Below are 21,529 nucleotides of genomic sequence, written 5' to 3'. Positions count from 1 at the left end.
CATCAAGGGTTCTAATACTCATCCCAAAGTAAGCAATGAAATCTAATCTTACAAAGACAACTCTTATATTCACTTACGAGCATAGTAAGATGTTTGCTGTTAAGTAGGTTTAGGTTTAGTTATCAATATTCTAGGGAAGAAAAATGAAGAATAAGAGTGTGTTTTTAAGTGTCGCGATGGTGATATTGTCAGCTCATGCAAATGCATCAGATGCGAACCATGAGTCTGTATCAGATGGAGTTATCGCAGAACAAAGAGCGAAGCTTTCTGAAAATACCCAAGGGCAAGGTTTTGGACCGCAAGCTCCACGAGATTTGGGTTCATTAGAAGGTAAAAATACTAGGCTGTTCTCGGATGCCCCTGATTCAACAGCGATGAACTTATGTAATATTCACTTCCATAAAAATGCTGAGCATAAAGGTGGAGAGTTTACTCAATACGCTGGTAACGGTGATGGTAAGGGATTCCAGAGTGGCTTTAAATACACAGGCAAGCTGAGTTCTGCTGAGCTGAAACCATTTGAGGGCAAGGTTTGTCCGAGCGAGCATGGTTCTTTGCATTCGGGTGACACCATTGAAGTTCACTATGTTTATTCAACGGCGCAAGTTGAACCGGGTGAAACACTGGGTGCTTGTTTTAACGATGCGATTACCAACCCGCAACTGCGTGTAGAAACCCAAGTTTACGTATTAGTGAATGACGACAAAGCACCCGACTTTGAAGCGCTCGCTAAACATTCAAAAGTGAACGGCTTACACCAAGCACCAAACATCCCACAAGATACGGGCTCAGCGATCCAATACGCAGGCTCTACAACGGGTCCTGGTTATAATGAGCAAGGTTCACCTTTCCAAGTAACATGGAGCGTTAGACCACAAGTCGCGAAAGTAAATATCGCGACAGTAGGTAGCTGGTGTGAAGGCAATGACTTTAACGAAGATCACGCCCACGGTGTGAGAAATTTGGTGGTTAACCCTGAGTTGTTATCACCCATTCGTAACGACTAAACGATTCTGGCGAACAAAATGATTAAGGCGAGCCAATAGGTTCGCCTTTTTTATGCCCTAACGAAAAGTACTTAGGTTTAGGTTTAATTAAGTCTGGTGGGTAAATTACGTGTGACACTTATTCAATACATGAGTTGTGTAAATCGTATTTAGTAAAAAACGTTCTTTACCAGAATCGAAGCTCCATGATACGTTCATGATCAATTATGTTGGGTTATAGAAAAGGACAGTCCAATGTCATTAGAAAGTGCGATTACATTCTTTATTGCCATGTTTGTATTTGGTATTACTCCGGGGCCTGGCGTCTTTGCCATTTTAGCTCGTGCTATGGTTCAAGGATGGCGAAAGTGCGTCACGCTTTCGTTAGGTATGATATGCAGTGATCTTATTTACCTTGCGCTTGCCTGTTTCGGTCTAGCAACGATTGCCGAGAATTGGTCGATTGCGTTTGAGGTGATTCGCTATGTTGGTGCAGCTTATTTGATTTACTTGGGCTACAAGATGTTTAAGAGCCTGCCTGAAGTGCAAGGCTCTGCGGAACTTGCGGCCAAACAGAGTCAGAAATCTGAACTCGCGAGTTTCGCACAAGGCTTTTTGATTTCAGCATCGAACCCTAAAGTGATTCTGTTTTATATTTCGTTCTTGCCGACTTTTATTGATCTGACTGTTCTGCGCTCACAAGATATCGTATTAGTTTCTGCTTTAGCATCTGTTGCTCTGATGTCAGGCTTAATACTTATCGCTGTGGGCGCGGGCAGAATGGCAGGTTTGTTAAAAACGCCACGCGCACATAAAAGGTTAAACCAAAGTGCTGGTGGAATAATGATTGCTGCTGGCTCATATTTGGCGATAAACAGATAAACACAGTTCAATTTAAATAGAAAAAGCGCGTTATTGCCTTGTGGCAGTAACGCGCTTTTTTGTATTTACTTTCAGGTGCGGTATTCGCTTACTAGAGCAGTATTAGCGAATTGCTGCGTTAATTGAAGGCAGTAAATCGCGCTTCTTAATCACGTATCGCAAGCGAATTAACATCAGCGTAGCAGAGATACTTAAGCCCGTAAGAATACCAATCCAGAAGCCTTCTTCACCCATTGCTGGAACAATGTGGTCTGTTAAGCCCAACACCATACCCAGTGGTAACGCTAAGCCCCAGTATGAAGCGATAGCTAAGATCATCGGGATCTTGGTATCTTTATAGCCACGCAGAGCACCATTTGCAGAGGTTTGCAGAGCATCACTGAATTGGTACATAGCGGTAAAGGTCAATAACACTGCCGCTGTTGCACTGATTACTGGGTCAGTGGTGTAAAGCCTAATGATTAATTCAGGGAACAGTAGGAACATCGCTACCGAAAGCAACGAGATTAATGCTGCCACCAAAATACCGACTTTACTGCGCTCAATCGCGCCAAGTTCATCTTTTTCACCCAAAGCGTGTCCAACACGAATCGTAATGCCAAACGAGATACTCATCGGGATCACATAAGTTAGGCTCGATATATTGAGAGCGATTTGCGCCGCTGCCACATTCTCGGCACCAATACGGCCGATCATCAATGCGATAACCGCAAAGATACTGCCACACACCGCGATGTTCATCCCGATAGGTAAACCTAACCTTAGAAGGTGAAGCATCTCTTTTGCTTTTGGCTTCGCATCTGAAAAGTTGATGATGGTCTTGTAATGGTGATGACCTTTAATGTAGGAATACAACATTCCCGACATTAACCAGTACACCAAGCTTGTCGCCCAACCACAACCTACAGCGCCCATTTCAGGGAAGCCAAACTTACCGTAAATAAGCACGTAGTTGACGGGAATATTAATCAACAAACCAATTACCGAAATGATCATCGGTACTTTGGTGTTGTTCATACCTTCACAAAAACCATTTAACGTGTAGAACAGGGCAATACCCGGCACACCAAAGGCTAGGGCAAACGCATAGTCACTGCCGATAGGAATGATCTCAGCGGCAACCCCAATCCATTCTAAGATCGGTTTCGCACTCACCAAGTAAGCGATAAGCAGTACGCTAGCAATTAATGCCAACCAAACCATCTGGAAGAATTCAACAGAGATGCTCTGAAAGTCACGAGCGCCGCGGTGGTAAGCGACAACGGGCGTTAACGCCATAATCACGCCGCGCAGTAGCAGCAACACAGGAATCCAAAGGCTAGTGCCAAGTGCAATAGCAGCGAGATCGGCAGGGCTCACTTGGCCAGCCATTGTCGTATCGACAAATCCCATCGCTTGGGTCGCTATTTGAGTCAAAATGATTGGAATCGAAAGATGCATAAGCGCACCCGATTCACGAGTAAAAGGACGAAGTTTCGTTAGCATGGAAGTTCAAAACACCAATATAAATGCACCAGTGATGGCAGGATGGCCGGTGTGCATTTTAGGATGTGCCCCGTTGGACGGGCGACAATATAAACACCTTACCGTATAGGGTCAAGCATTGGCTTTATAGAGTTTCACTTACTCCGAGGTACGGATAGGTTCTGATGGTTACAACACGGGTCTAACGCACGTAAGTTCATGATTTAGTGGAAATCATACTAGACGGGTAAATTCTATATTTGCCGCGCTAATCACTAAGGTGACGGTATAAGTGATTGTTATGGAAAGACAAAGGCTAGTACAATTGGTGGCATAAAGAACTAGATAGAAGCATTCTGTATTTAAATGGGGAATCTTTCTATCTAATAGCTGGCAATTGGCTCGTAAGTCCAACAGGAGGTTTAGATTGGGCAGATATGATCAAGTAGATTTAGCTTATACTTTCCTAGCTAACAAGGAAAATAAAGGTGAATCGTTCACAATTGAAGAGTTGTCTTTAGCTACTGGTTGGAAAACTCAGACTTGCGGTACATACCCATCTAAACGGTGGCACCAGTATGTTCAAAAAGATGGCACACATTACTTAACTTCAGGTATCAAGTTTCTAAGCAAAGAAGAGTTTCGTTCAGTCCATAGCCAAAAACTACAACAAGTTACGGACCAGTCAACCAAAGGCATGTTACTCCACAAAGCTAGAGAGTTTGCATTACTTGCTGTGTCAACATATAACAACCCATATACTGAATTTAAGACCTATGGTTACATTGTAAATATAGTCATCGCATACACAGCATTGTTTCACGCAATTTTTGAGAAAAAGGGTGTCAATTACTTCCATCTAAAAGATGGTAAACCCGTCAAAATTGATGGTGAAGAAAAAGCTTGGGAACTGATGGAGTGCTGCAATCAGTATTGGGTTGGTGTAGAGCGTCCTGAGAAATACAATCTTAAATTCCTCATCGGCTTAAGAAACAAAATAGAGCACCGCAGTTTGCCTGCTATTGACATGGCAGTCGCAGGTGAATGCCAAGCTGCATTAATCAATTTTGAAAATTTATTGGTCGAAGAGTTCGGGGATAGTCATGCCTTATGTACAAATTTGGCAATTGCAATGCAACTTAGCCGTGTATCAGAACAATCGCAATTGGATGCGATGAAGCAACTGCAAAAAGAAAACTATAAAGTAGTACGTAACTATATGGAAACTTATCGAACAGACTTAGAGGACGACATTGTTGAAAGTCAGCAATACCGTATTCGTGCTTTGTTAGTTCCCAAACTAGGCAACCATGCTAAATCATCTGACATAGCAGTCGAGTTTATTAATGTTAATAAACTCAGTGAAGATGAGCTAAAGAACTATGAGCAGGGTATTGCTTTTATTAAAGGAATCGAAAACCCATATAAACTCAAGCCCTCTAAAGTTATGAGCTTAGTCCAAGATAAACTGCCATTTTTCAATATGCCTCTTCACACAAAGTGTTGGAAGTTTTTTGAAGCGCGACCTCGTGAAGACAAAGTCGGATTTAAGGGGGAATATAGTTCATTTGTCGAGGGTTTTGATGGCTACTTATACACAAAGCAGTGGGTTAGTTTCTTGGTGACAGAGCTTCAAAAACCAGAAGTCCTAGAAAAGGTGAAAAAAGCCAATTAACAAGATAATTGGACTCCCCATCCACCCAGTCTATTCTGAACAGTGAAGTGTTTAAGGGAGTCTAATTATGAAAAATCTTATTATTGGCGTTGATCTAGCAACAAAAGAGATTCAAGTTTGCGTGTACGCAAACAAAAAAGTGCACTCTAATCGAGAAATGACACCGAGCCAATTTAGTGATTACCTGGCAAACCTTAGCCCTTCCTTAATCGTGTTTGAGTCATGTGCCGGTTCAAATTATTGGAACCAACTTGCAACAGAACTTGGGCATCAATCAAGATTAATTTCGCCACGATTAGTTTCTGTTATTCGTCAAAATCAGAAAACGGATAAGAATGATGCTTTGGCCATCATTCAAGCTTCTCAGTTACCTGATATCAAATTCGTCTCGGGTAAAACTAATAGTCAGCAACAAGCACAATCTATGCTTAAATTGAGAGAGCAAGCGATTAAACAGAAAACGGCCCTTAAAAATCAGTTAAAAGGGTTAATGAGAGAATTTAATCTACCAGTCGGGCGTAGTCACCAAAGCTTTATATTAATGATCGAGTTAACTCTTGAAGATGCAGAAAATGGTTTGAAATCGGAATTTCGCCACATGTTGAATACATCATTAGACTTGTATTTAGTCCTTTGTAAGGCTATTGAAAGTTATGACGATCTACTTAATCAGTGGGTGTGCCAATCTTCGGAATGCAAGAAACTCATGAAAATTGAAGGGATTGGAAAGTTGAATGCTATGCACTTGTATATAGGTCTTGATTCAGGAGAGCTTGGTCAATTCAAAAAGGGGAAAGACGCAGCGGCATGTATTGGTTTAACGCCATTGCAGCATTCTTCTGGAGGTAAGGTGAAATTAGGCTCGATTGGTAAACGGAAAAATACAAGCTTACGAAGTCTTTTGATTACAGGGGCCATGTCAGTAGTTCAACAAGTGGTGAAAAGGGAACCGAGAACAAGTAAAGAGGCTTGGTTAAAGTCTTTGATTGACCGTAGAGGCAAGAAATGTGCAGCAGTGGCGTTAGCAAACAAAAATGTTCGGACTGCATTTTCAATCCTACGAAATCAGACAGAATATAGAGCTGTAACACTCTAATTTTTACAATAATGAAGCGCAGGTATCAGTTGGGAGATGCAGTATAGTCGTTAGAGTGAATGCTCGTTAACAAGATTTGTACCCCAATGACCGAAAATATCTTTGAGCAGAGGTAGCTCCTCATTTATAAGCTCGTATATAAGCAAGCGAATATCTAGCGTAAAATTATTGTTGAAATGGGGGAGTCCATATAAGCGACTATGGCGCCAATATCAACTTGGCGCTATCTATCTTGTCCATACCATCATTTTTAGCTTCAAACCTGGTACTGTATCTGCCTCTTACTGCCACAAAGCTAGCAGAAACACAAAAAGACCAATTCCAAGCGTTACTTTTAGAAGCAAGCCAAGAGGGGCTCCGCCTTGTGGTGCTTTATTGCAACATCCCATAATTCTTTCCTCATTCATCATTGGATTCATTTCACCTTAAACCTTTCCCTTACGGTAAGGTCAACGCATTTGTTAGCCACAGATTTCAGAAAACAAAAAGGCGAACCATTTGGTTCGCCTTTTGTTATGTTTCACTGCTTAGCGCCGCTACGAATTAGTCTTCGTAGTTATCGATGCTTGGGCAAGAACAGATTAGGTTACGGTCGCCGTATACGTTGTCTACACGGTTAACTGTTGGCCAGTACTTCGAGTTCTTCGTTGCTTTCGATGGGAAGCAAGCCAGTTCGCGAGAGTAAGGGCGATCCCATTCTACGCCTGAAAGGTCAACTTGTGTGTGTGGTGCGTTCACTAGAGGGTTATTGTCTAGTGGCCATTCACCCGCTTTCACAGCTGCCATTTCGTGACGGATTGCGATCATCGCTTCACAGAAACGGTCTAGCTCTTCTAAATCTTCTGATTCAGTTGGCTCTACCATTAGTGTGCCAGCTACTGGGAAAGACATCGTAGGCGCGTGGAAACCGAAGTCCATTAGACGCTTAGCAATATCTTCTTCGCTGATGCCTGTCTCTTCTTTTAGTGGACGAATATCGATAATACATTCGTGCGCTACACGGCCGTTCGTACCACGGTAAAGAACAGGGTAGTGAGGGCGTAGTTTCTCCATCACGTAGTTCGCGTTTAGAATCGCAACTTTCGTTGCGTCTGTTAGGCCAGGTTCGCCCATCATTGCGATGTAAGCCCAAGAGATAGGTAGGATTGAAGCACTACCTAAATCTGCTGCTGATACCGCATAGTCAGAACCTTGTACACCGTTTTCGATGTGACCCGGTAGGAAAGGTGCTAGGTGCGATTTAACACCGATAGGACCCATACCTGGACCGCCACCACCGTGTGGGATACAGAAAGTTTTGTGTAGGTTCAAGTGAGATACGTCTGAACCGATGAAGCCAGGTGAAGTTAAGCCTACTTGAGCGTTCATGTTCGCGCCGTCTAGGTAAACCTGACCGCCCGCTGCGTGTACTTGTTCACACACTTCTTTCACTTGCTCTTCGTATACGCCGTGCGTAGAAGGGTAAGTGATCATGATGCTTGATAGGTTTTCTTTGTGCTTCTCGATTTTCGCTGCTAGGTCTGTCATGTCGATGTTGCCATCTTCATCACACTTAACAACCACTACCTTCATTGAAACCATTGATGCTGTTGCAGGGTTAGTACCGTGCGCAGAGCTTGGAATCAGACAAACGTTACGGTGAGCTTCACCGCGGCTTGCGTGGTAACGTTGAATCGCGATTAAACCCGCGTATTCACCAGATGCACCAGAGTTAGGCTGTAGTGAGAAATCGTCGTAACCGGTGATTTCACATAGCTTCTCTTTAAGATCTTTCGCTAGCGCTGTGTAACCCGCCGCTTGCTCTAGAGGTGCGAATGGGTGAATAGAACCAAACTCAGGCCATGTTACTGGGATCATCTCAGCAGCAGCGTTCAGCTTCATAGTACAGCTGCCCAGTGGGATCATGCCGTGCGTTAGTGAGAAGTCTTTGTTCTCAAGCTGTTTTAGGTAACGCATCATTTGCGTTTCGCTGTGGTGCGTGTTGAATACTGGGTGAGTTAGGAACTCTGATTCACGACGGCAGTTTTCTGGAATTGCTGCAAACTCGTTTGATGCAATGTCAGAAGATAGTGCTTGAACGTCTTCTTTTACGTCGAAGATAGCGAACAGTGCGTTCACGTCGTCGATCGTTGTTGTTTCATCTAAGCTGATACCGATTTTTCCAACAAGTCGACGAAGGTTGATGTCTGCTGCTTGCGCTTTCGCGTAGAGTGCATCTGTCTTCTCTTCAGAGTTGATCGTGATGGTATCAAAGAAGCTGTTGTTCGTTAGCTCGTAACCCGCTTTAGTCAGGCCAGCCGCTAGGATAGCTGTCATGTGGTGTGTACGACGGGCAATAGTACGTAGGCCTTCTGCACCGTGGTAAACCGCGTAGAAAGACGCCATGTTTGCTAGAAGTGCTTGAGCTGTACAGATGTTCGATGTCGCTTTCTCGCGGCGGATGTGTTGCTCACGAGTTTGCATTGCCATACGTAGTGCTTGGTTACCGTGAGTATCGATTGAAACACCGATTACACGACCTGGCATTGTACGCTTATGCTTTTCACGAGTACCCATGAATGCAGCGTGTGGACCGCCGTAACCCATAGGAACACCGAAACGTTGCGCTGAACCGATAACTACGTCTGCGCCCATTTCGCCAGCTGGCTTAAGTAGAGCAGAAGCAAGTAGGTCAGTTGCAACCGTTACAAGAGTCTTGTTTGCTTGAGCTTTCGCAATGATGTCTGTTAGGTCGCGAACTTCACCTGTTGTACCAGGGTATTGAACCAACGCACCAAATACGTCTTGCTCTGGAAGTGTTTCAAGAGCACCAACCATTACTTCAAAACCGATGTACTCAGCACGAGTTCTAACAACTTCTAGTGTTTGAGGGTGAACATCGTCAGCAACGAAGAATACTTTGCTCTTGCTTTTGCCTGCACGCTTACACAGTGTCATAGCTTCGCCAGCCGCTGTCGCTTCATCAAGAAGAGACGCGTTCGCGATTTCCATACCAGTTAAGTCCATTACCATTTGTTGGTAATTCAGTAGAGCTTCAAGACGACCTTGAGAAATCTCTGGTTGGTATGGTGTGTAAGCAGTGTACCAGCCTGGGTTCTCTAAAACGTTACGTAGAATAACGTTTGGAGTGAATGTGTTGTAGTAGCCTTGACCAATGAAAGTACGTTTCACTTGGTTTAGGCTAGCGATCTCTTTAAGAGAGGTCAGCATGTCCATTTCGCTCAATGGAGCAGCAAGTGTCATTGGTTTTTCAAGACGGATTTGTGCAGGAACCGTTTCGTCGATCAGTGCTTCTAAGCTAGTCGCGTTGATCGCTTCAAGCATTTTTTGCTGGTCTGCTTTATTAGGGCCGTTATGACGAGCAACAAACTCGTTTTGCGTACCCAAGTCTTTCAGTAATTGGCTTTGAAGTAATTCAGTCATGATATGTTCTACTTTCTCTCTGGAGCCGTGAGCTAGCCCCTAAAATTAAGCTGCTCAAAAGAGCAGCTTTATCGTAATGAGGTTACCTATTAGTCTTCTTCGATAGAGCTTAGGTATTCTTCCGCATCTTTAAGGTTGTTTAGTTCAGACGCATCAGACATCTTCACTTTAACAATCCAACCACCTTCATAAGGTTCTTCGTTGATTAGCTCTGGGCTATCTTCTAATTCTTCGTTGATTTCTACGATTTCGCCAGAGATTGGTGCGTAGATATCAGAAGCAGCTTTCACTGATTCAACTAGAGAGAAGCTTTCGCCAGCTTCAATTTCGTCGTCAGTGTCAGGCAGGTCAACAAACACAACGTCACCTAGCATCTCTTGAGCGTGCTCAGAGATACCGATAGTTACAGTACCGTCACCGTTGTCTTTTACCCACTCGTGGCTGTCTGCAAACTTAAGTGTATTGTCCATTGCTTATTCTCCAAAAATTTATGAGGTTTTAATTTAAATCTTAAAAACGGATTAACGGTAAAGAGGGAAGCGTTTGCAAAGCTCTTTAACTTGCTTGCGAACACGTTGCTCAACTTCAGCGTTGCCTTCAGGGCTTTCAACTAAGCCGTCAAGAACATCGCCGATCCATTCACCGATAAGTTTGAATTCTTCAGTGCCAAAACCACGACTGGTTCCAGCTGGCGTACCTAAACGAATGCCAGAGGTAATCATAGGCTTCTCTGAGTCGAATGGTATGCCATTTTTGTTACATGTGATCCCTGCACGCTCTAATGCTTCTTCAGTTACGTTACCTTTCAAGCCCTTAGGACGAAGGTCAACCAGCATTAGGTGCGTGTCTGTTCCGCCAGTCACAATGTCACAACCGCGAGTTTGCAACACTTCAGCAAGAACTTTTGCGTTGTCGATCACTGAATCAATATAAGTATTAAATTCTGGGCCAAGTGCCTCGCCAAACGCCACTGCTTTAGCCGCGATAACGTGCATTAATGGGCCACCTTGAAGGCCAGGGAACACTGCAGAGTTGATCTTTTTGTTGATGTCTTCGTGGTTAGTCAGAATCATGCCGCCGCGTGGGCCACGAAGTGTTTTGTGCGTTGTTGTAGTCACAACGTGTGCGTGTGGTAGTGGGCTAGGGTGAGCACCTGTCGCGATAAGACCCGCGATGTGTGCCATATCGACCATTAGGATAGCGCCAACTTCGTCAGCGATTTCTCGGAACTTAGCGAAATCAATAACGCGTGGGATAGCACTACCACCAGCAATAATCATTTTAGGTTGGCTTTCAATTGCTAAAGCGCGAACCGCTTCGTAATCGATTTCAAGTGTGTCGCGGTCTACGCCATATTGAACTGCGTTGAACCACTTACCAGACATTGCAGGGCGCGCACCGTGTGTAAGGTGACCACCAGCGTCTAGAGACATACCTAGGATAGTGTCGCCAGGTTGAAGTAGGGCAAGTTTAACTGCGCCGTTCGCTTGAGCGCCAGAGTGAGGCTGTACGTTTACGTATTCACATTTGAACAGCTGCTTAGCACGTTCAATCGCAATAGCTTCTACTGTATCTACGTGCTCACAACCACCGTAGTAACGACGACCTGGGTAGCCTTCTGCGTATTTGTTGGTAAGGCAAGTGCCTTGAGCTTGCATTACTGCTTTAGAAACGATGTTCTCAGAAGCAATAAGTTCGATTTGTTCGTTTTGACGAGTGTTCTCTGCTTGGATTCCAGCAAATACTGCGTCGTCAGTCGCAGATAGGTTCGTAGAGAAAAAACTGTCTAAGCTATGGTTTTGATAAGCGTTCATTGTCGAGACCTTTCATTAAGCTAATGGTGATTGTTTTTATAGTCCATTAGGTCTTACGTTGATTTCTGCATCGGTATCGTTTGCGTTATATAGGTGTATAAATAGTGCGTTGCTTCTTATTTATCCGACCATAGCGTCAAAGCGATCGTTGTAGGGTCAATGCAGCACGAATTGGTTCCCAAAAATTTCGGGTAAAAAACAGCTCTTACAAATGTTAAATCTATCACTTGCTGCAAGCTGAAGTAGCATCTCTTCATCTAACAAGTCGATAACATAGCTCCGATAAAATCAATTTTCAACAAAAATTTCCAATAGGAAACAGATTTTCTCGTTTTGCTACAGGGAGCACGCTTTATTTCTCTGTGTGCTCTTTAATCAACAAAGCGCTTCATGCAACAATGAAATTAATAGACAGGAAGCAAGAAATTAATGAGGGACCTATGTCAGAAGACATTTATGATGAGTACCCATCTTTAACGTTGGCGAAGGAAACGTTAGACCAGAATATCGAACCACTTAGGCTTGGCCAGCGTATTAAAGATATCCGCGGCAAGCTTGGGATTACGTTAGAAGAAGCAAGCCAAAGAACAGGCTTGGCTCGCTCTACGCTTAGTAAAATCGAGAACGAACAAATCTCACCAACGTTTCAAGCAATGCAAAAACTGGCGATGGGTTTGCAAATAGACATGCCGCAACTCTTTGAGCCACCAAGAAAAAAAGTGGCAACAGGACGTCGCGATTTAACCAAGGCAGGCCAAGGTAAACCACACCCAACACCGACTTATGAACATGAGCTGCTTGCGACTGAGCTTTCTAATAAGAAGATGATGCCGTTTAAGAGCCGCGTTAGAGCTCGTACTTTTGAAGAGTATAACGATTGGGTTCGCCACGATGGAGAGGAGTTCTTAATGATCATCTCTGGCGATGTGATGTTCTACTCAGAATTCTACGAACCTGTGCCAATGAGCGAAGGCGATAGCATGTATTACGATGCCAATATGGGCCACATGCTGATTTCTACCAGTACAGAAGATGCACTGATTTTGTGGGTGACTGCAAAATAAGTTAACAAAGTTAGAATTTCTTATAGTGAATGCAAACGTTTGCTTTTGTTTCTAACGTTTGCCAAAAGACGCGATGTTGGTGTGAAAAGCATCAATATCGCGTTTTTGTATGCGACTGAAAGTTGTTTTTAAATTGTTAAATATCACATTTTGAGCTGTTTTAATCTTGTTAAGGGTGTAAAACTGACTCAGGCTTGTTTACTATAGTGAACACGGTTTACTCATGTTGATTGAAGTTTACTGAAGTGAATTCTTAGAAAGTGAGTCGTATAGCTTTTATACAGAAGCCTCTTTTTATATCGCTAGTAATAAAAGCCTATATAGAAGACATCACTTTTTACTATCTACTGTTTCTAACGTTAACCCATATCGTTAGAGGCGACTCTAAATAGAGATATAAGCGGCAGATTCGATTTGGAAAGCCTGCAACGCTTCATGGAGAATAAAATGACTCAAGAACACGCTAATCAAGACCTACTAAAAACACCTCTGCATGCACTTCACGTTGAAGTCGGCGCAAAAATGGTTCCTTTTGCTGGCTACGACATGCCAGTTCAGTATCCACTAGGTGTAAAGAAAGAGCACTTACACACTCGTGACGCTGCTGGTCTTTTTGATGTTTCTCACATGGGGCAACTGCGTCTACACGGTGAAAATGCAGCCGCTGTTTTAGAATCTCTGGTTCCAGTAGATATTATCGACCTGCCTTCTGGTAAGCAGCGCTACGCCTTCTTTACTAATGAACAGGGCGGCATCATGGATGATCTTATGGTTGCTAACCTTGGCGATCACCTATTTGTTGTTGTGAACGCGGCGTGTAAAACACAAGATATCGACCACCTAACGGCTCACCTTCCTGCAGACGTAAAAATGGAAGTGATTGATGACCGCGCTCTATTAGCACTTCAAGGTCCGAAAGCGTCTGAAGTTCTGGCTCGTTTCCAACCAAGCGTTGCAGACATGCTGTTCATGGATGTTCAAAAAGTCGATATCGACGGCGTAGAGTGCATCGTAAGCCGCAGTGGTTATACCGGTGAAGATGGCTACGAAATCTCAGTACCGAACGATCACGCTGAAGCACTTGCTCGTAAACTAACATCAGAAGCAGAAGTAGAGTGGATTGGCCTTGGTGCTCGTGACTCACTTCGTCTTGAGTGTGGTCTATGTCTGTACGGTCACGATCTAGATACAACAACAACGCCGGTAGAAGCTAGCCTTTTATGGGGTATCCAAAAAGTGCGTCGTACTGACGGTGAACGTGCAGGCGGTTTCCCTGGCGCTGATATCATCCTTGAGCAAATCGCGACTAAAGACGTTCAACGCAAGCGTGTTGGTCTTGTTGGTCAGACTAAAGCACCAGTACGTGAAGGCGCTGAGCTGTTCGATGCTGAAGACAACAAGATTGGCGTTGTAACAAGTGGTACTGCGGGTCCTAACGCGGGCAAGCCTGTTTCTATGGCTTACGTTCGTACTGACCTAGCGGTTATTGGCACTGAAGTATTCGCTGAAGTTCGTGGCAAGAAGCTACTAATGACAGTAGAAAAAATGCCATTCGTACCTCAGCGTTACTATCGTGGCTAATCTCTTTTAAGAGAAACCACTAAGCTAAATGAAAGCCTATTGTTTGCTTCTCTTTATTGGGAAGCCTAACGGTAGGCTTTTTTGATTTTGGTAGCGTATGTCTTTGGTAACGTATTGCTTTTAACGTTACCCACTAACAACGGTTACTTAAAATTCGTTTATAAAATGAGATATGTGGCGATATCGTTACAAATACTTACTATAATCACGATTGTGACGTGTTATGGTGACGATTCATCATTTTTGTAAATAAGTAGTAGGGGTTACAAGGAGTTAACTATGAACGTAAACCATACAATGAGTCCGGTTCGTAAAGCCGTTTTAGGGCTTTTAGCGCCATTAATTTACACATCAAGTGTTATGGCAACGGAAAACACGGACGAAAGTACTCCTGATGTGGGTGTAACACCCTATATTGTGAATGGTAGCGACGCTTCAGTCACGGAATTTCCTTCGATGGCAAGCTTGTTCATTGATCGTATTGATTATGACGGTGTTTACTCAACAGGCCCTTACTGTGGTGCAACAATTTTAGATCCAACGCATATTCTAACCGCAGCGCATTGTATATACGGTAATGAAGAAGGGCAGTTGTTTACTGTTGTCGTCCCTCAAATTGAAGATACTTCTCAGTTTCCCAACGGTAACATCCAAAAAGCTCGTGTATCTGAGGTTTACTATCGCAGCGATTATTCAAATGCGTTGAGCGACCTATTACGCAATGACGTTGCAATACTTAAGTTAGAAAGCGCACTGAATATCGACTCAATCAATGATGTTGTAAAGCGTCCTAGTTCGGATGGTTATCGCAGTTCTTCTGAGGCGTTTACCGCTGTGGGCCATGGTGATACACGCACTGGTTTCGACGGAACCACTTTGCTACAAAAAGCAAACCTCAATTATGTAGACAATGCGACTTGTAAAACGGTATTTGCTGCTGGCAATGAGTTAACAGAGAATCAAATTTGTTTCGTTGGAGATGTGGCTACTTCTGGCTTGTACGGTGGCACTTGTCAAGGTGACTCTGGAGGTCCTGTCTACTGGAAGGATGGTTCGGTTTACAGACAAGTAGGGATTACCAGCTTTGGTCCTGAAACGTGTGGTGGCAGCTCAAGAGTAACTTCGGTATTCACTGAAATCTATGACTACAGAGATTGGATTACAGATGTAACTGGTGGTGTGATAGATAGTTCTGAAACCGTTCAAATTTCAGCAACAGAAGCTAAGCGAACGGCTTATGTGAATGCACGGACTTCATCTGGTTCAGGCGGCAGTGGAGGCAGTTTGTCGTTTGGCGTGCTAGGCGCGTTGATGTTACTCGGTAGGTTTAGAAGAGCGATGTCTTGTTAGATACCCACGTCTTCATGTTAGCTAAACAAACGGCCAGTCATTCAACTATGACTGGCCGTTTTTGTTTTGTTTGTTTAAGCCGTTCAGAGGATTAGGCACAGAATTCAGTAGACGCTTTTCTACTGTACCTTTCGACAATCACATCCATCTCTTTAACTGCGTCGTTGATGCTTTGAATACCGCCTTGTGCGACACCTTTTTCATTTTGGTTCAGAGCAGAAAAGGCCTGCTTCAATTCTCTCTCTTCCAACATACTTCCGTGCAGCAGCACTTCTTTGTAAGTGAGTAGCCTATGCTGCACTGCAATAATTTCGGAGCGGGCATTGTCCGTTTCTAATGCGTGCTTAATGCAAGGAAATGCCAATTTATAACGATTCGCAATTTCCAATATGACGTCTTTCTTATTCGCAATTTGCAATTTTTTTAATTTCCCAACACTTGAATACTCAAGTTACCTAGCCTGTACGTTCACAACTGATATCAGTGTGAAGGTTTATGAAACGTAACGGTTTTATCAAGCGAATAATATGCCTTTGATGGCTTATGTAAACCATCACAAGTCAATATGGTCTGCTTCTTGCTGAATTTAGGACATAACTGTCTTTTGAGGATGAGCTTATGTCACAAGAACCCATAATATTGGCGCTGATTGAGCGTAGGAAACAAGCCAACTTGTCTCAAGAAAAGTTAGCCTCGAGTGCAGGAATGAGCTTAAAAACCTATCAAAGGATTGAACGCGGAGAGGCGGACATCAAGATGTCTCAGTATCGTTCAATCACTAGAACCTTAAAAGTGACGGATTTGGATGTGGTGCTTGATATTGTTGGCGCATCACAAGTAACAGCGGAAGATGTAGCTGCGGTCAGTCGTCTGCTGACCAGCGAAGAGCGCCTGTTGTTGATCAAGCTGATTTTGTCGGTCAAAAAGAAGCAGTAGTCTTTCTTTCAAATAAACAGCGTAATAGATCGATTCGTTAGTCAAATTGACAGATACTTCTAGGGTAATGTGTTCTCTGAGGGCATGAAGCCATCAGCTCACTCTTCCACGCAGCTGTTTGGTGGTGCTTCTTTGTTTTTTGCTTTCTAAACGTCTTTTCTGAGAGCCACGCGTCGGCTTAGTTGCTCGTCTTACTTTTTGAACCTTTGTCGCTTCCAAGATCAATTCTTTCAAGCGCACTAAAGCATCATCTCGGTTTTGTTCCTGAGTTCTATACTGTTGCGCTTTAATGATAATCACACCGTCTTTGGTGATGCGGCTATCTTTGTGTGCGAGGAGCTTTTCTTTATAGAAGTCAGGTAGGGTAGAGTGCTTGATATCAAAACGTAAATGTATCGCGCTCGATACTTTATTGACGTTCTGACCGCCGGCTCCTTGTGCTCTGATCGCTGTTAACTGGAGTTCCCAGTCTTGAATCGAAACAGAGTTAGATATTTGTAACATAAACATCCATTTTGAACGGTAATATGGCGCCATGATACTGAATATTGGTTATGGTATCAGTAACTTTATTTAAGAGTGGTAGTAGTGATGAAAATAGATTTAACGGCATATGAAGGATTAATCTTTGATATGGACGGTACGTTGATCGATACAATGCCTGCACATGTAAAGGCGTGGGAGCGAACGGCTGAAGAGTTTGGCTTTCATTTTGAAGCGTCTTGGCTGCATAGCTTAGGTGGCATGCCGAGTTATAAGATAGCCGGTGAGGTGAACAGCAAATACGGTTTATCGCTCGACCCACAAGCGGTTTCTACGTTTAAAATGGCGTCGTTTGCGGCTATCGAAGACAAAGGAGACGTTATCCCTTGTACTCACTCTCTGTTGTTAGAGCATCTGGGTAACAAGAAGATTGCAGTCGGAACGGGCAGTCAACGTAAAAGTGCCGAACAGTTACTGGATAAGACAGAGATCTTGAGTAAGCTCGATATTCTCGTGACAGCAACAGACGTTAAGAATCACAAACCAAATCCGGATACTTTCTTAGATGCGTGTTTTGGTATGGGTTTGCAGCCAAAGCAGTGTGTTGTGTTTGAAGATACGAACCTAGGTAAGCAGGCTGCTCATGCTGCGAACATGGATTGTATTCTAGTGATAGAGGGGAACAAACTAGAGTTCTATCCTGCACCAAGCTGATTGCAAGGATTGGGTTGTTAAACCGCCAAACTAATAGCCTAGCGGAACAATACTGATTTTCTGTTAGGCGATTTCGCTCATTTCGCTGTCTAGGAACAGGCACACACTGTTTCGACCTGCTGCTTTGGCTTCATAAAGTGCTAAATCGGCGCACTTGTAGCTAAGAGCAGGGTCGTTGGTCAGGTTGGTAATTCCACCACTGACCGTCACCACGTTATCGAGCTCAATACTGACTGCGATTCTCAATCTGTTAAGTACATACTCAGCTTCTTCTGTTGTGGTATGAGGCAGAATAACGCCAAACTCTTCGCCACCAATACGAGCCACAAAATCAGTTTCTCGGCACTCTCGTTGTAATACTTGAGCAACGGTTTGAATGACGCGATCTCCATAATCGTGACCAAATCTGTCGTTGATGCGTTTGAAGTGGTCTATGTCCAAAATCGCTAAACAAGACTGTTCGCGAGTAGGGTAACGATTAACACGAGAGCACTCATCTCGCAGCTCAAGATCGAATTTACGGCGGTTCCAACACCCAGCTAAGGCATCTTTTTCACTCAGGTTTCTCAGTTTGTTTTCTAGCTCTTTGTGTTTACTTATATCCACAAATGAAGCGACATAAAACTGAATCACGTCTTTCGAGTCTTTAATGGTTTGGATTCGCAATATTTCCGTGATCAAAGACCCGTCTTTACGACGATTAACCACTTCGCCTTCCCACATGCCTTTCTCTTTGATGATACTCCACATCTTGATGTAGAACTCTTCGTTGTAGCGACCAGAGGCAAACATGGACGGTTGGCGGCCTTTTACGTCTTCTAACTCGTAGCCACTCACACGGGTGAACTCTTGGTTTACTTTGATGATTCGGTTGTTTCTGTCGGTAATCACCAAGGCAGACATGCCATTCATTGCGGCCTTAGCAAGTTGGCTCTCGATACTGTTCTTCTTGTGGTTGCTGTTCCACAATACGAAGCCAGCGGAGATCATCGAAATCAAGAAAGACAAGGTGATGATCTGAACGACGATCGCTTGTTTTTCTTGTCGGTATTGACTGCTGAAATGCTGATTCTCAATGTGAAGAACCATGTAAATAGGGCCTGCAAACTGCTTTATCTTTGGGCTGATGTCCGAGTGGAAATACCAGTTCTTACCATCGAAATAGCTAGACGAAGAGTTGTCTTGAATGTCTTTCCAAAGCTCTGGGTATAGCTTTGCGTATGTCTGCTCTGAACGTGATTCAATCACATGCCCAAATGATTCAGCTGGGTCAGGGCCCATGATGACATGACCAGTTTTGTTTAGAATGACCGGGACTGCATCTGAGTCTCCAATTTGGTAATGAAGGCGGTTGTAAATCTCTAGCATGTTTAGATTTGCAATGAAGTAACCAATAATTCGATTCCCTTCAGCGACTGGCGTCATAATGCGAAGCGCCGGCGTTAACGGGTGGATGATTTCTCCATTTTCCATTTCTAGGTCAATGCCTCTGGATCTGACATCACCAATCTCTAATTTCTGAAGCATCTGGTAGTAATCTCGAGAAGATTTGTTCTGCAGTTCGTTCTCGGGGACGACAGTGGCTCGACCGTCTTTGTAGTTAACGCGGAACACTTCGTTGCCGGCTAGATCGAGATAACGAAGCTGGGAATAGTATTTTTGGCCACGAGCTAACATCACCCAAAGATCTTGCAGGGTTTCTTTATGGATAATAGAAGGTTCTCGAATCGCTCGGAGTAGTGTTTGAGAGTCGGCGATTGACGGAACAGAGTTAGAGATTTGCTCAACAATAACAGCGAGTTCATGAAAGCTGTATTCGATCTGGTTCTGGCTGGACTGTTGGATATTTAGCGTGTGCTGAGCTTCAACCCTGTCAAATTCAGAGTTAATGTAGAGGGCAGGGACTAGTCCTAGGGCAAAGATGGTACATAGAAATTGGCTGACTAGTTTTTTTATACTTGTATTCATCACTGTCCTCAAAGAATCAGCGCAATACTATATATTTTATAGGGTTTTTAATGTGATCTTGACCCAGAAGTTAAGACAAGATTCGCATATAACTACGATTTAAGTGCAACTTTTTGCAGTTAAGCTTGATTGTTGAGCAATCACTTCGTTAGTAAATGATTGCTCAATATAGAACACTGCTCCGAAACCTAAGCTAAATTAATCGCGATTAATTGCCGATTATCTAACTAAGGGCAGCTAGCTTAGGCCGACGATATTTCCATTACTATCAATATCTAACGACATGAACGCCGGTTTGTCAGGCAAGCCTGGCATGGTCATTACATTGCCGCACAACGCGTAAATAAAGCCAGCACCAGCACACAATTTTAGTTCTCTAACAGGCACGTCAAATTGGGTTGGTGCACCTTTTACGTGTGCTTCTGTCGAGATCGATAGTGGTGTTTTTGCCAAACAAACTGATAGGTCGCTATAGCCATGCAGTTTGAATTCAGCCAGTTGTTTTTTAGCCAGTGGAGATAGCGAAATACTTGCCGCGCCATAACCAACTTCAGCAACTGCCATCAGCTTTTCTTCTAGGCTTTGCTCTGAGTGATACAAAGGCTTAAATTCACTCTGTTTTTGGCAAGCTTTGACTACAGCGTGAGCCAGTTGAGTCGCGCCTTCGCCACCTTGACCAAATGCTTCGCTTACTTCAACGTTAACGCTTGAGTCGAAGTCGGTGATCATCTGTTTCAAAGCATCGAGCTCTTGAGCTGAGTCTTGTGGGAATCGGTTAATCGCAACAACTGTAGGCACTTGGTATTGCTTAACGTTGTTGATGTGCCATTTTAGGTTCTCAAAGCCTGCAATTAGCGCGTCTTGGTCATCATTAAAAATTGAATCTGGTAATGGAGTGCCGGGTCTCAAATCGTATAAACCAGAGTTGGCCTTTAATCCACGTAATGTTGCAACAACCACAGCGCAATCGGGCTTTTTGTTCGACGCTTTTGCTTTTATGTTGCACGCTTTTTCAAAGCCCATATCTGAGCCGAAACCACCTTCGGTCACGACAAAGTCACTCAGTTTTAACGCTATCTTATCGGCAATAATTGAAGAGTTACCATGTGCGATGTTCGCGAAAGGCCCGGCGTGAATTAGGGTAGGAACGCCTTCAAGGGTTTGCATCAATGTTGGTTCAATAGAATCCTTCATGGTTACGGTCATTGCGCCTGCAACGTTGAAGTCATCTGCGGTCAACGGCAAGCCTTGTTTGTTGTAGGCAAGTACCACTCGTCCGATGCGCTTTCTCAAATCTTGAAGGTCATTGGCTAGAGCAAGAATGGCCATTAGCTCTGAAGCAGCTGAGATATCAAATCCATCTTCTCGCTCAAAGCCGTTAATTGTTTTGTCTGCTTCGTTCTTGCCAACCGTGATCATGCGTAGTGCGCGATCATTGTGGTCAAGTACACGTCGCCAAACGATTCTGCTTGGGTCAATATCCAAGGCTTTTAAGCCAGAACGCGCTTCAAACGCCTCTAAGCCTTCCCGTTGTTCATGATACAAACGTGCATCAATGGCGGCAGAGGCGAGGTTGTGAGCGGCCGTAACAGCATGAATATCGCCCGTCAGGTGCAGGTTTAATTGTTCCATAGGGGCAACTTGAGAGTAACCACCACCCGCAGCGCCACCTTTTACACCAAATACCGGACCCATTGAAGGCTGGCGAATGCAGGCCATTGCAGATTGGTTAATCTCTGCGAGGCCTTGTGCTAATCCGATAGTAGTGACGGTTTTGCCTTCACCAAGAGGTGTCGGTGTGATCGCCGTGACTACGACTAATTTACCATCTTGTTGGTTGGCGAGGCGTTCAAGTGACGTGAGAGACACTTTAGATTTGAATTGCCCTAATGGCTGATGTTCGTTGTGGTGCAGGCCAGCTTGCTTGGCAACCTCACTGATGTTTTTAAGGGGAGTAGAGCGACAAATATCAATATCAGACAGCATATTTGATCCTTATATCAGAACCGAAAGGCGGTACGTAAACGTTTGCGTGGCGATAGTACTGTATAAATTTGCCAAGTAAAGGCAAACCACACGAATTATGTGCTGGA

17 protein-coding genes are annotated in these 21,529 nt (G+C 43.9%); 9 read left to right on the top strand and 8 right to left on the bottom strand.

The genetic code is table 11. The features are described 5' to 3' along the window. The first annotated feature begins 143 nt into the window (after nucleotides 1–143). Both A136_RS04565 and A136_RS04560 read left to right on the top strand, forming a co-directional pair. Nucleotides 144–1,007, top strand: a complete 864-nt coding sequence (locus A136_RS04565) for a delta-class carbonic anhydrase (protein WP_017064661.1) — start codon at nucleotides 144–146, stop codon at nucleotides 1,005–1,007. Nucleotides 1,008–1,241: 234 nt separating this feature from the next. Further along, nucleotides 1,242–1,868, top strand: a complete 627-nt coding sequence (locus tag A136_RS04560; protein WP_017064660.1) for a LysE family translocator — start codon at nucleotides 1,242–1,244, stop codon at nucleotides 1,866–1,868. A 102-nt stretch (nucleotides 1,869–1,970) separates the two neighbouring features. On the opposite strand, the gene A136_RS04555 is transcribed toward A136_RS04560, so the two are convergent. Beyond that, nucleotides 1,971–3,353: an MATE family efflux transporter gene (locus A136_RS04555; protein WP_017064659.1), complete on the bottom strand. Its 1,383-nt coding sequence runs from the start codon at nucleotides 3,351–3,353 to the stop codon at nucleotides 1,971–1,973. A 406-nt stretch (nucleotides 3,354–3,759) separates the two neighbouring features. Between A136_RS04555 and A136_RS04550 the strand changes: the two genes are divergently transcribed. Together A136_RS04550 and A136_RS04545 are read left to right on the top strand one after the other, a co-directional pair. Next, complete coding sequence (locus tag A136_RS04550) at nucleotides 3,760–5,007, top strand: DUF3644 domain-containing protein (RefSeq protein ID WP_017064658.1); 1,248 nt, start codon at nucleotides 3,760–3,762, stop codon at nucleotides 5,005–5,007. 67 nt (nucleotides 5,008–5,074) lie between these two features. After that, entirely contained in the window at nucleotides 5,075–6,103 is a 1,029-nt protein-coding gene (locus A136_RS04545; protein ID WP_017064657.1) for an IS110 family transposase, read from the top strand. A 543-nt stretch (nucleotides 6,104–6,646) separates the two neighbouring features. On the opposite strand, the gene gcvP is transcribed toward A136_RS04545, so the two are convergent. The 3 genes from gcvP to A136_RS04530 form a co-directional block, all read right to left on the bottom strand. Next, entirely contained in the window at nucleotides 6,647–9,526 is a 2,880-nt protein-coding gene (gene gcvP, locus A136_RS04540; protein WP_017064655.1) for an aminomethyl-transferring glycine dehydrogenase, read from the bottom strand. An 89-nt stretch (nucleotides 9,527–9,615) separates the two neighbouring features. Then, a complete protein-coding gene (gene gcvH, locus A136_RS04535) occupies nucleotides 9,616–9,996 on the bottom strand; it encodes a glycine cleavage system protein GcvH (RefSeq protein WP_017064654.1) in 381 nt (126 codons plus the stop codon). A gap of 51 nt (nucleotides 9,997–10,047) precedes the next feature. Continuing rightward, entirely contained in the window at nucleotides 10,048–11,340 is a 1,293-nt protein-coding gene (locus A136_RS04530; RefSeq protein WP_017064653.1) for a serine hydroxymethyltransferase, read from the bottom strand. A 440-nt stretch (nucleotides 11,341–11,780) separates the two neighbouring features. On the opposite strand from A136_RS04530, the gene A136_RS04525 reads away from it, so the two are divergent. The 3 genes from A136_RS04525 to A136_RS04515 all read left to right on the top strand — a co-directional run bounded on the left by A136_RS04525 (nucleotide 11,781) and on the right by A136_RS04515 (nucleotide 15,335). Next, nucleotides 11,781–12,404 (top strand): helix-turn-helix domain-containing protein, encoded by a 624-nt coding sequence (locus tag A136_RS04525; RefSeq protein ID WP_017064652.1) that lies wholly within the window; start codon nucleotides 11,781–11,783, stop codon nucleotides 12,402–12,404. A gap of 447 nt (nucleotides 12,405–12,851) precedes the next feature. After that, nucleotides 12,852–13,985: a glycine cleavage system aminomethyltransferase GcvT gene (gene gcvT / locus A136_RS04520; RefSeq protein WP_017064651.1), complete on the top strand. Its 1,134-nt coding sequence runs from the start codon at nucleotides 12,852–12,854 to the stop codon at nucleotides 13,983–13,985. A 279-nt stretch (nucleotides 13,986–14,264) separates the two neighbouring features. Next, nucleotides 14,265–15,335, top strand: coding sequence for a S1 family peptidase (locus tag A136_RS04515; RefSeq protein WP_017064650.1), 1,071 nt, complete (start codon nucleotides 14,265–14,267; stop codon nucleotides 15,333–15,335). Between the two features lie 91 nt (nucleotides 15,336–15,426). Here A136_RS04515 and A136_RS04510 read toward each other — a convergent pair whose 3' ends face one another. Further along, nucleotides 15,427–15,753 (bottom strand): hypothetical protein, encoded by a 327-nt coding sequence (locus A136_RS04510; protein ID WP_017064649.1) that lies wholly within the window; start codon nucleotides 15,751–15,753, stop codon nucleotides 15,427–15,429. 200 nt (nucleotides 15,754–15,953) lie between these two features. Between A136_RS04510 and A136_RS04505 the strand changes: the two genes are divergently transcribed. Further along, on the top strand, nucleotides 15,954–16,271 hold the full coding sequence (locus A136_RS04505) for a helix-turn-helix transcriptional regulator (protein ID WP_017059843.1): 318 nt from the start codon (nucleotides 15,954–15,956) through the stop codon (nucleotides 16,269–16,271). 93 nt (nucleotides 16,272–16,364) lie between these two features. On the opposite strand, the gene arfB is transcribed toward A136_RS04505, so the two are convergent. Beyond that, nucleotides 16,365–16,775, bottom strand: a complete 411-nt coding sequence (gene arfB / locus A136_RS04500; protein WP_017059842.1) for an alternative ribosome rescue aminoacyl-tRNA hydrolase ArfB — start codon at nucleotides 16,773–16,775, stop codon at nucleotides 16,365–16,367. A gap of 87 nt (nucleotides 16,776–16,862) precedes the next feature. Here arfB and A136_RS04495 point away from each other — a divergent pair, with 87 nt between their 5' ends. Continuing rightward, the gene (locus A136_RS04495; RefSeq protein ID WP_029235241.1) at nucleotides 16,863–17,468 is read left to right on the top strand and encodes a beta-phosphoglucomutase family hydrolase; all 606 of its coding nucleotides are present in this window, start codon (nucleotides 16,863–16,865) and stop codon (nucleotides 17,466–17,468) included. Between the two features lie 63 nt (nucleotides 17,469–17,531). Here A136_RS04495 and A136_RS04490 read toward each other — a convergent pair whose 3' ends face one another. Both A136_RS04490 and A136_RS04485 read right to left on the bottom strand, forming a co-directional pair. Next, nucleotides 17,532–19,436 (bottom strand): sensor domain-containing diguanylate cyclase, encoded by a 1,905-nt coding sequence (locus A136_RS04490; protein WP_017064647.1) that lies wholly within the window; start codon nucleotides 19,434–19,436, stop codon nucleotides 17,532–17,534. Between the two features lie 237 nt (nucleotides 19,437–19,673). Next, nucleotides 19,674–21,422, bottom strand: a complete 1,749-nt coding sequence (locus A136_RS04485) for a formate--tetrahydrofolate ligase (protein ID WP_017059839.1) — start codon at nucleotides 21,420–21,422, stop codon at nucleotides 19,674–19,676. Nucleotides 21,423–21,529: the final 107 nt, after the last annotated feature.

Source organism: Vibrio crassostreae 9ZC13, assembly GCF_000272045.2.
Taxonomy (GTDB): domain Bacteria; phylum Pseudomonadota; class Gammaproteobacteria; order Enterobacterales; family Vibrionaceae; genus Vibrio; species Vibrio crassostreae_C.
The sequence above is the reverse complement of the archived record's forward strand: the minus strand, read 5'-3'. Positions and strand labels throughout refer to the sequence as shown.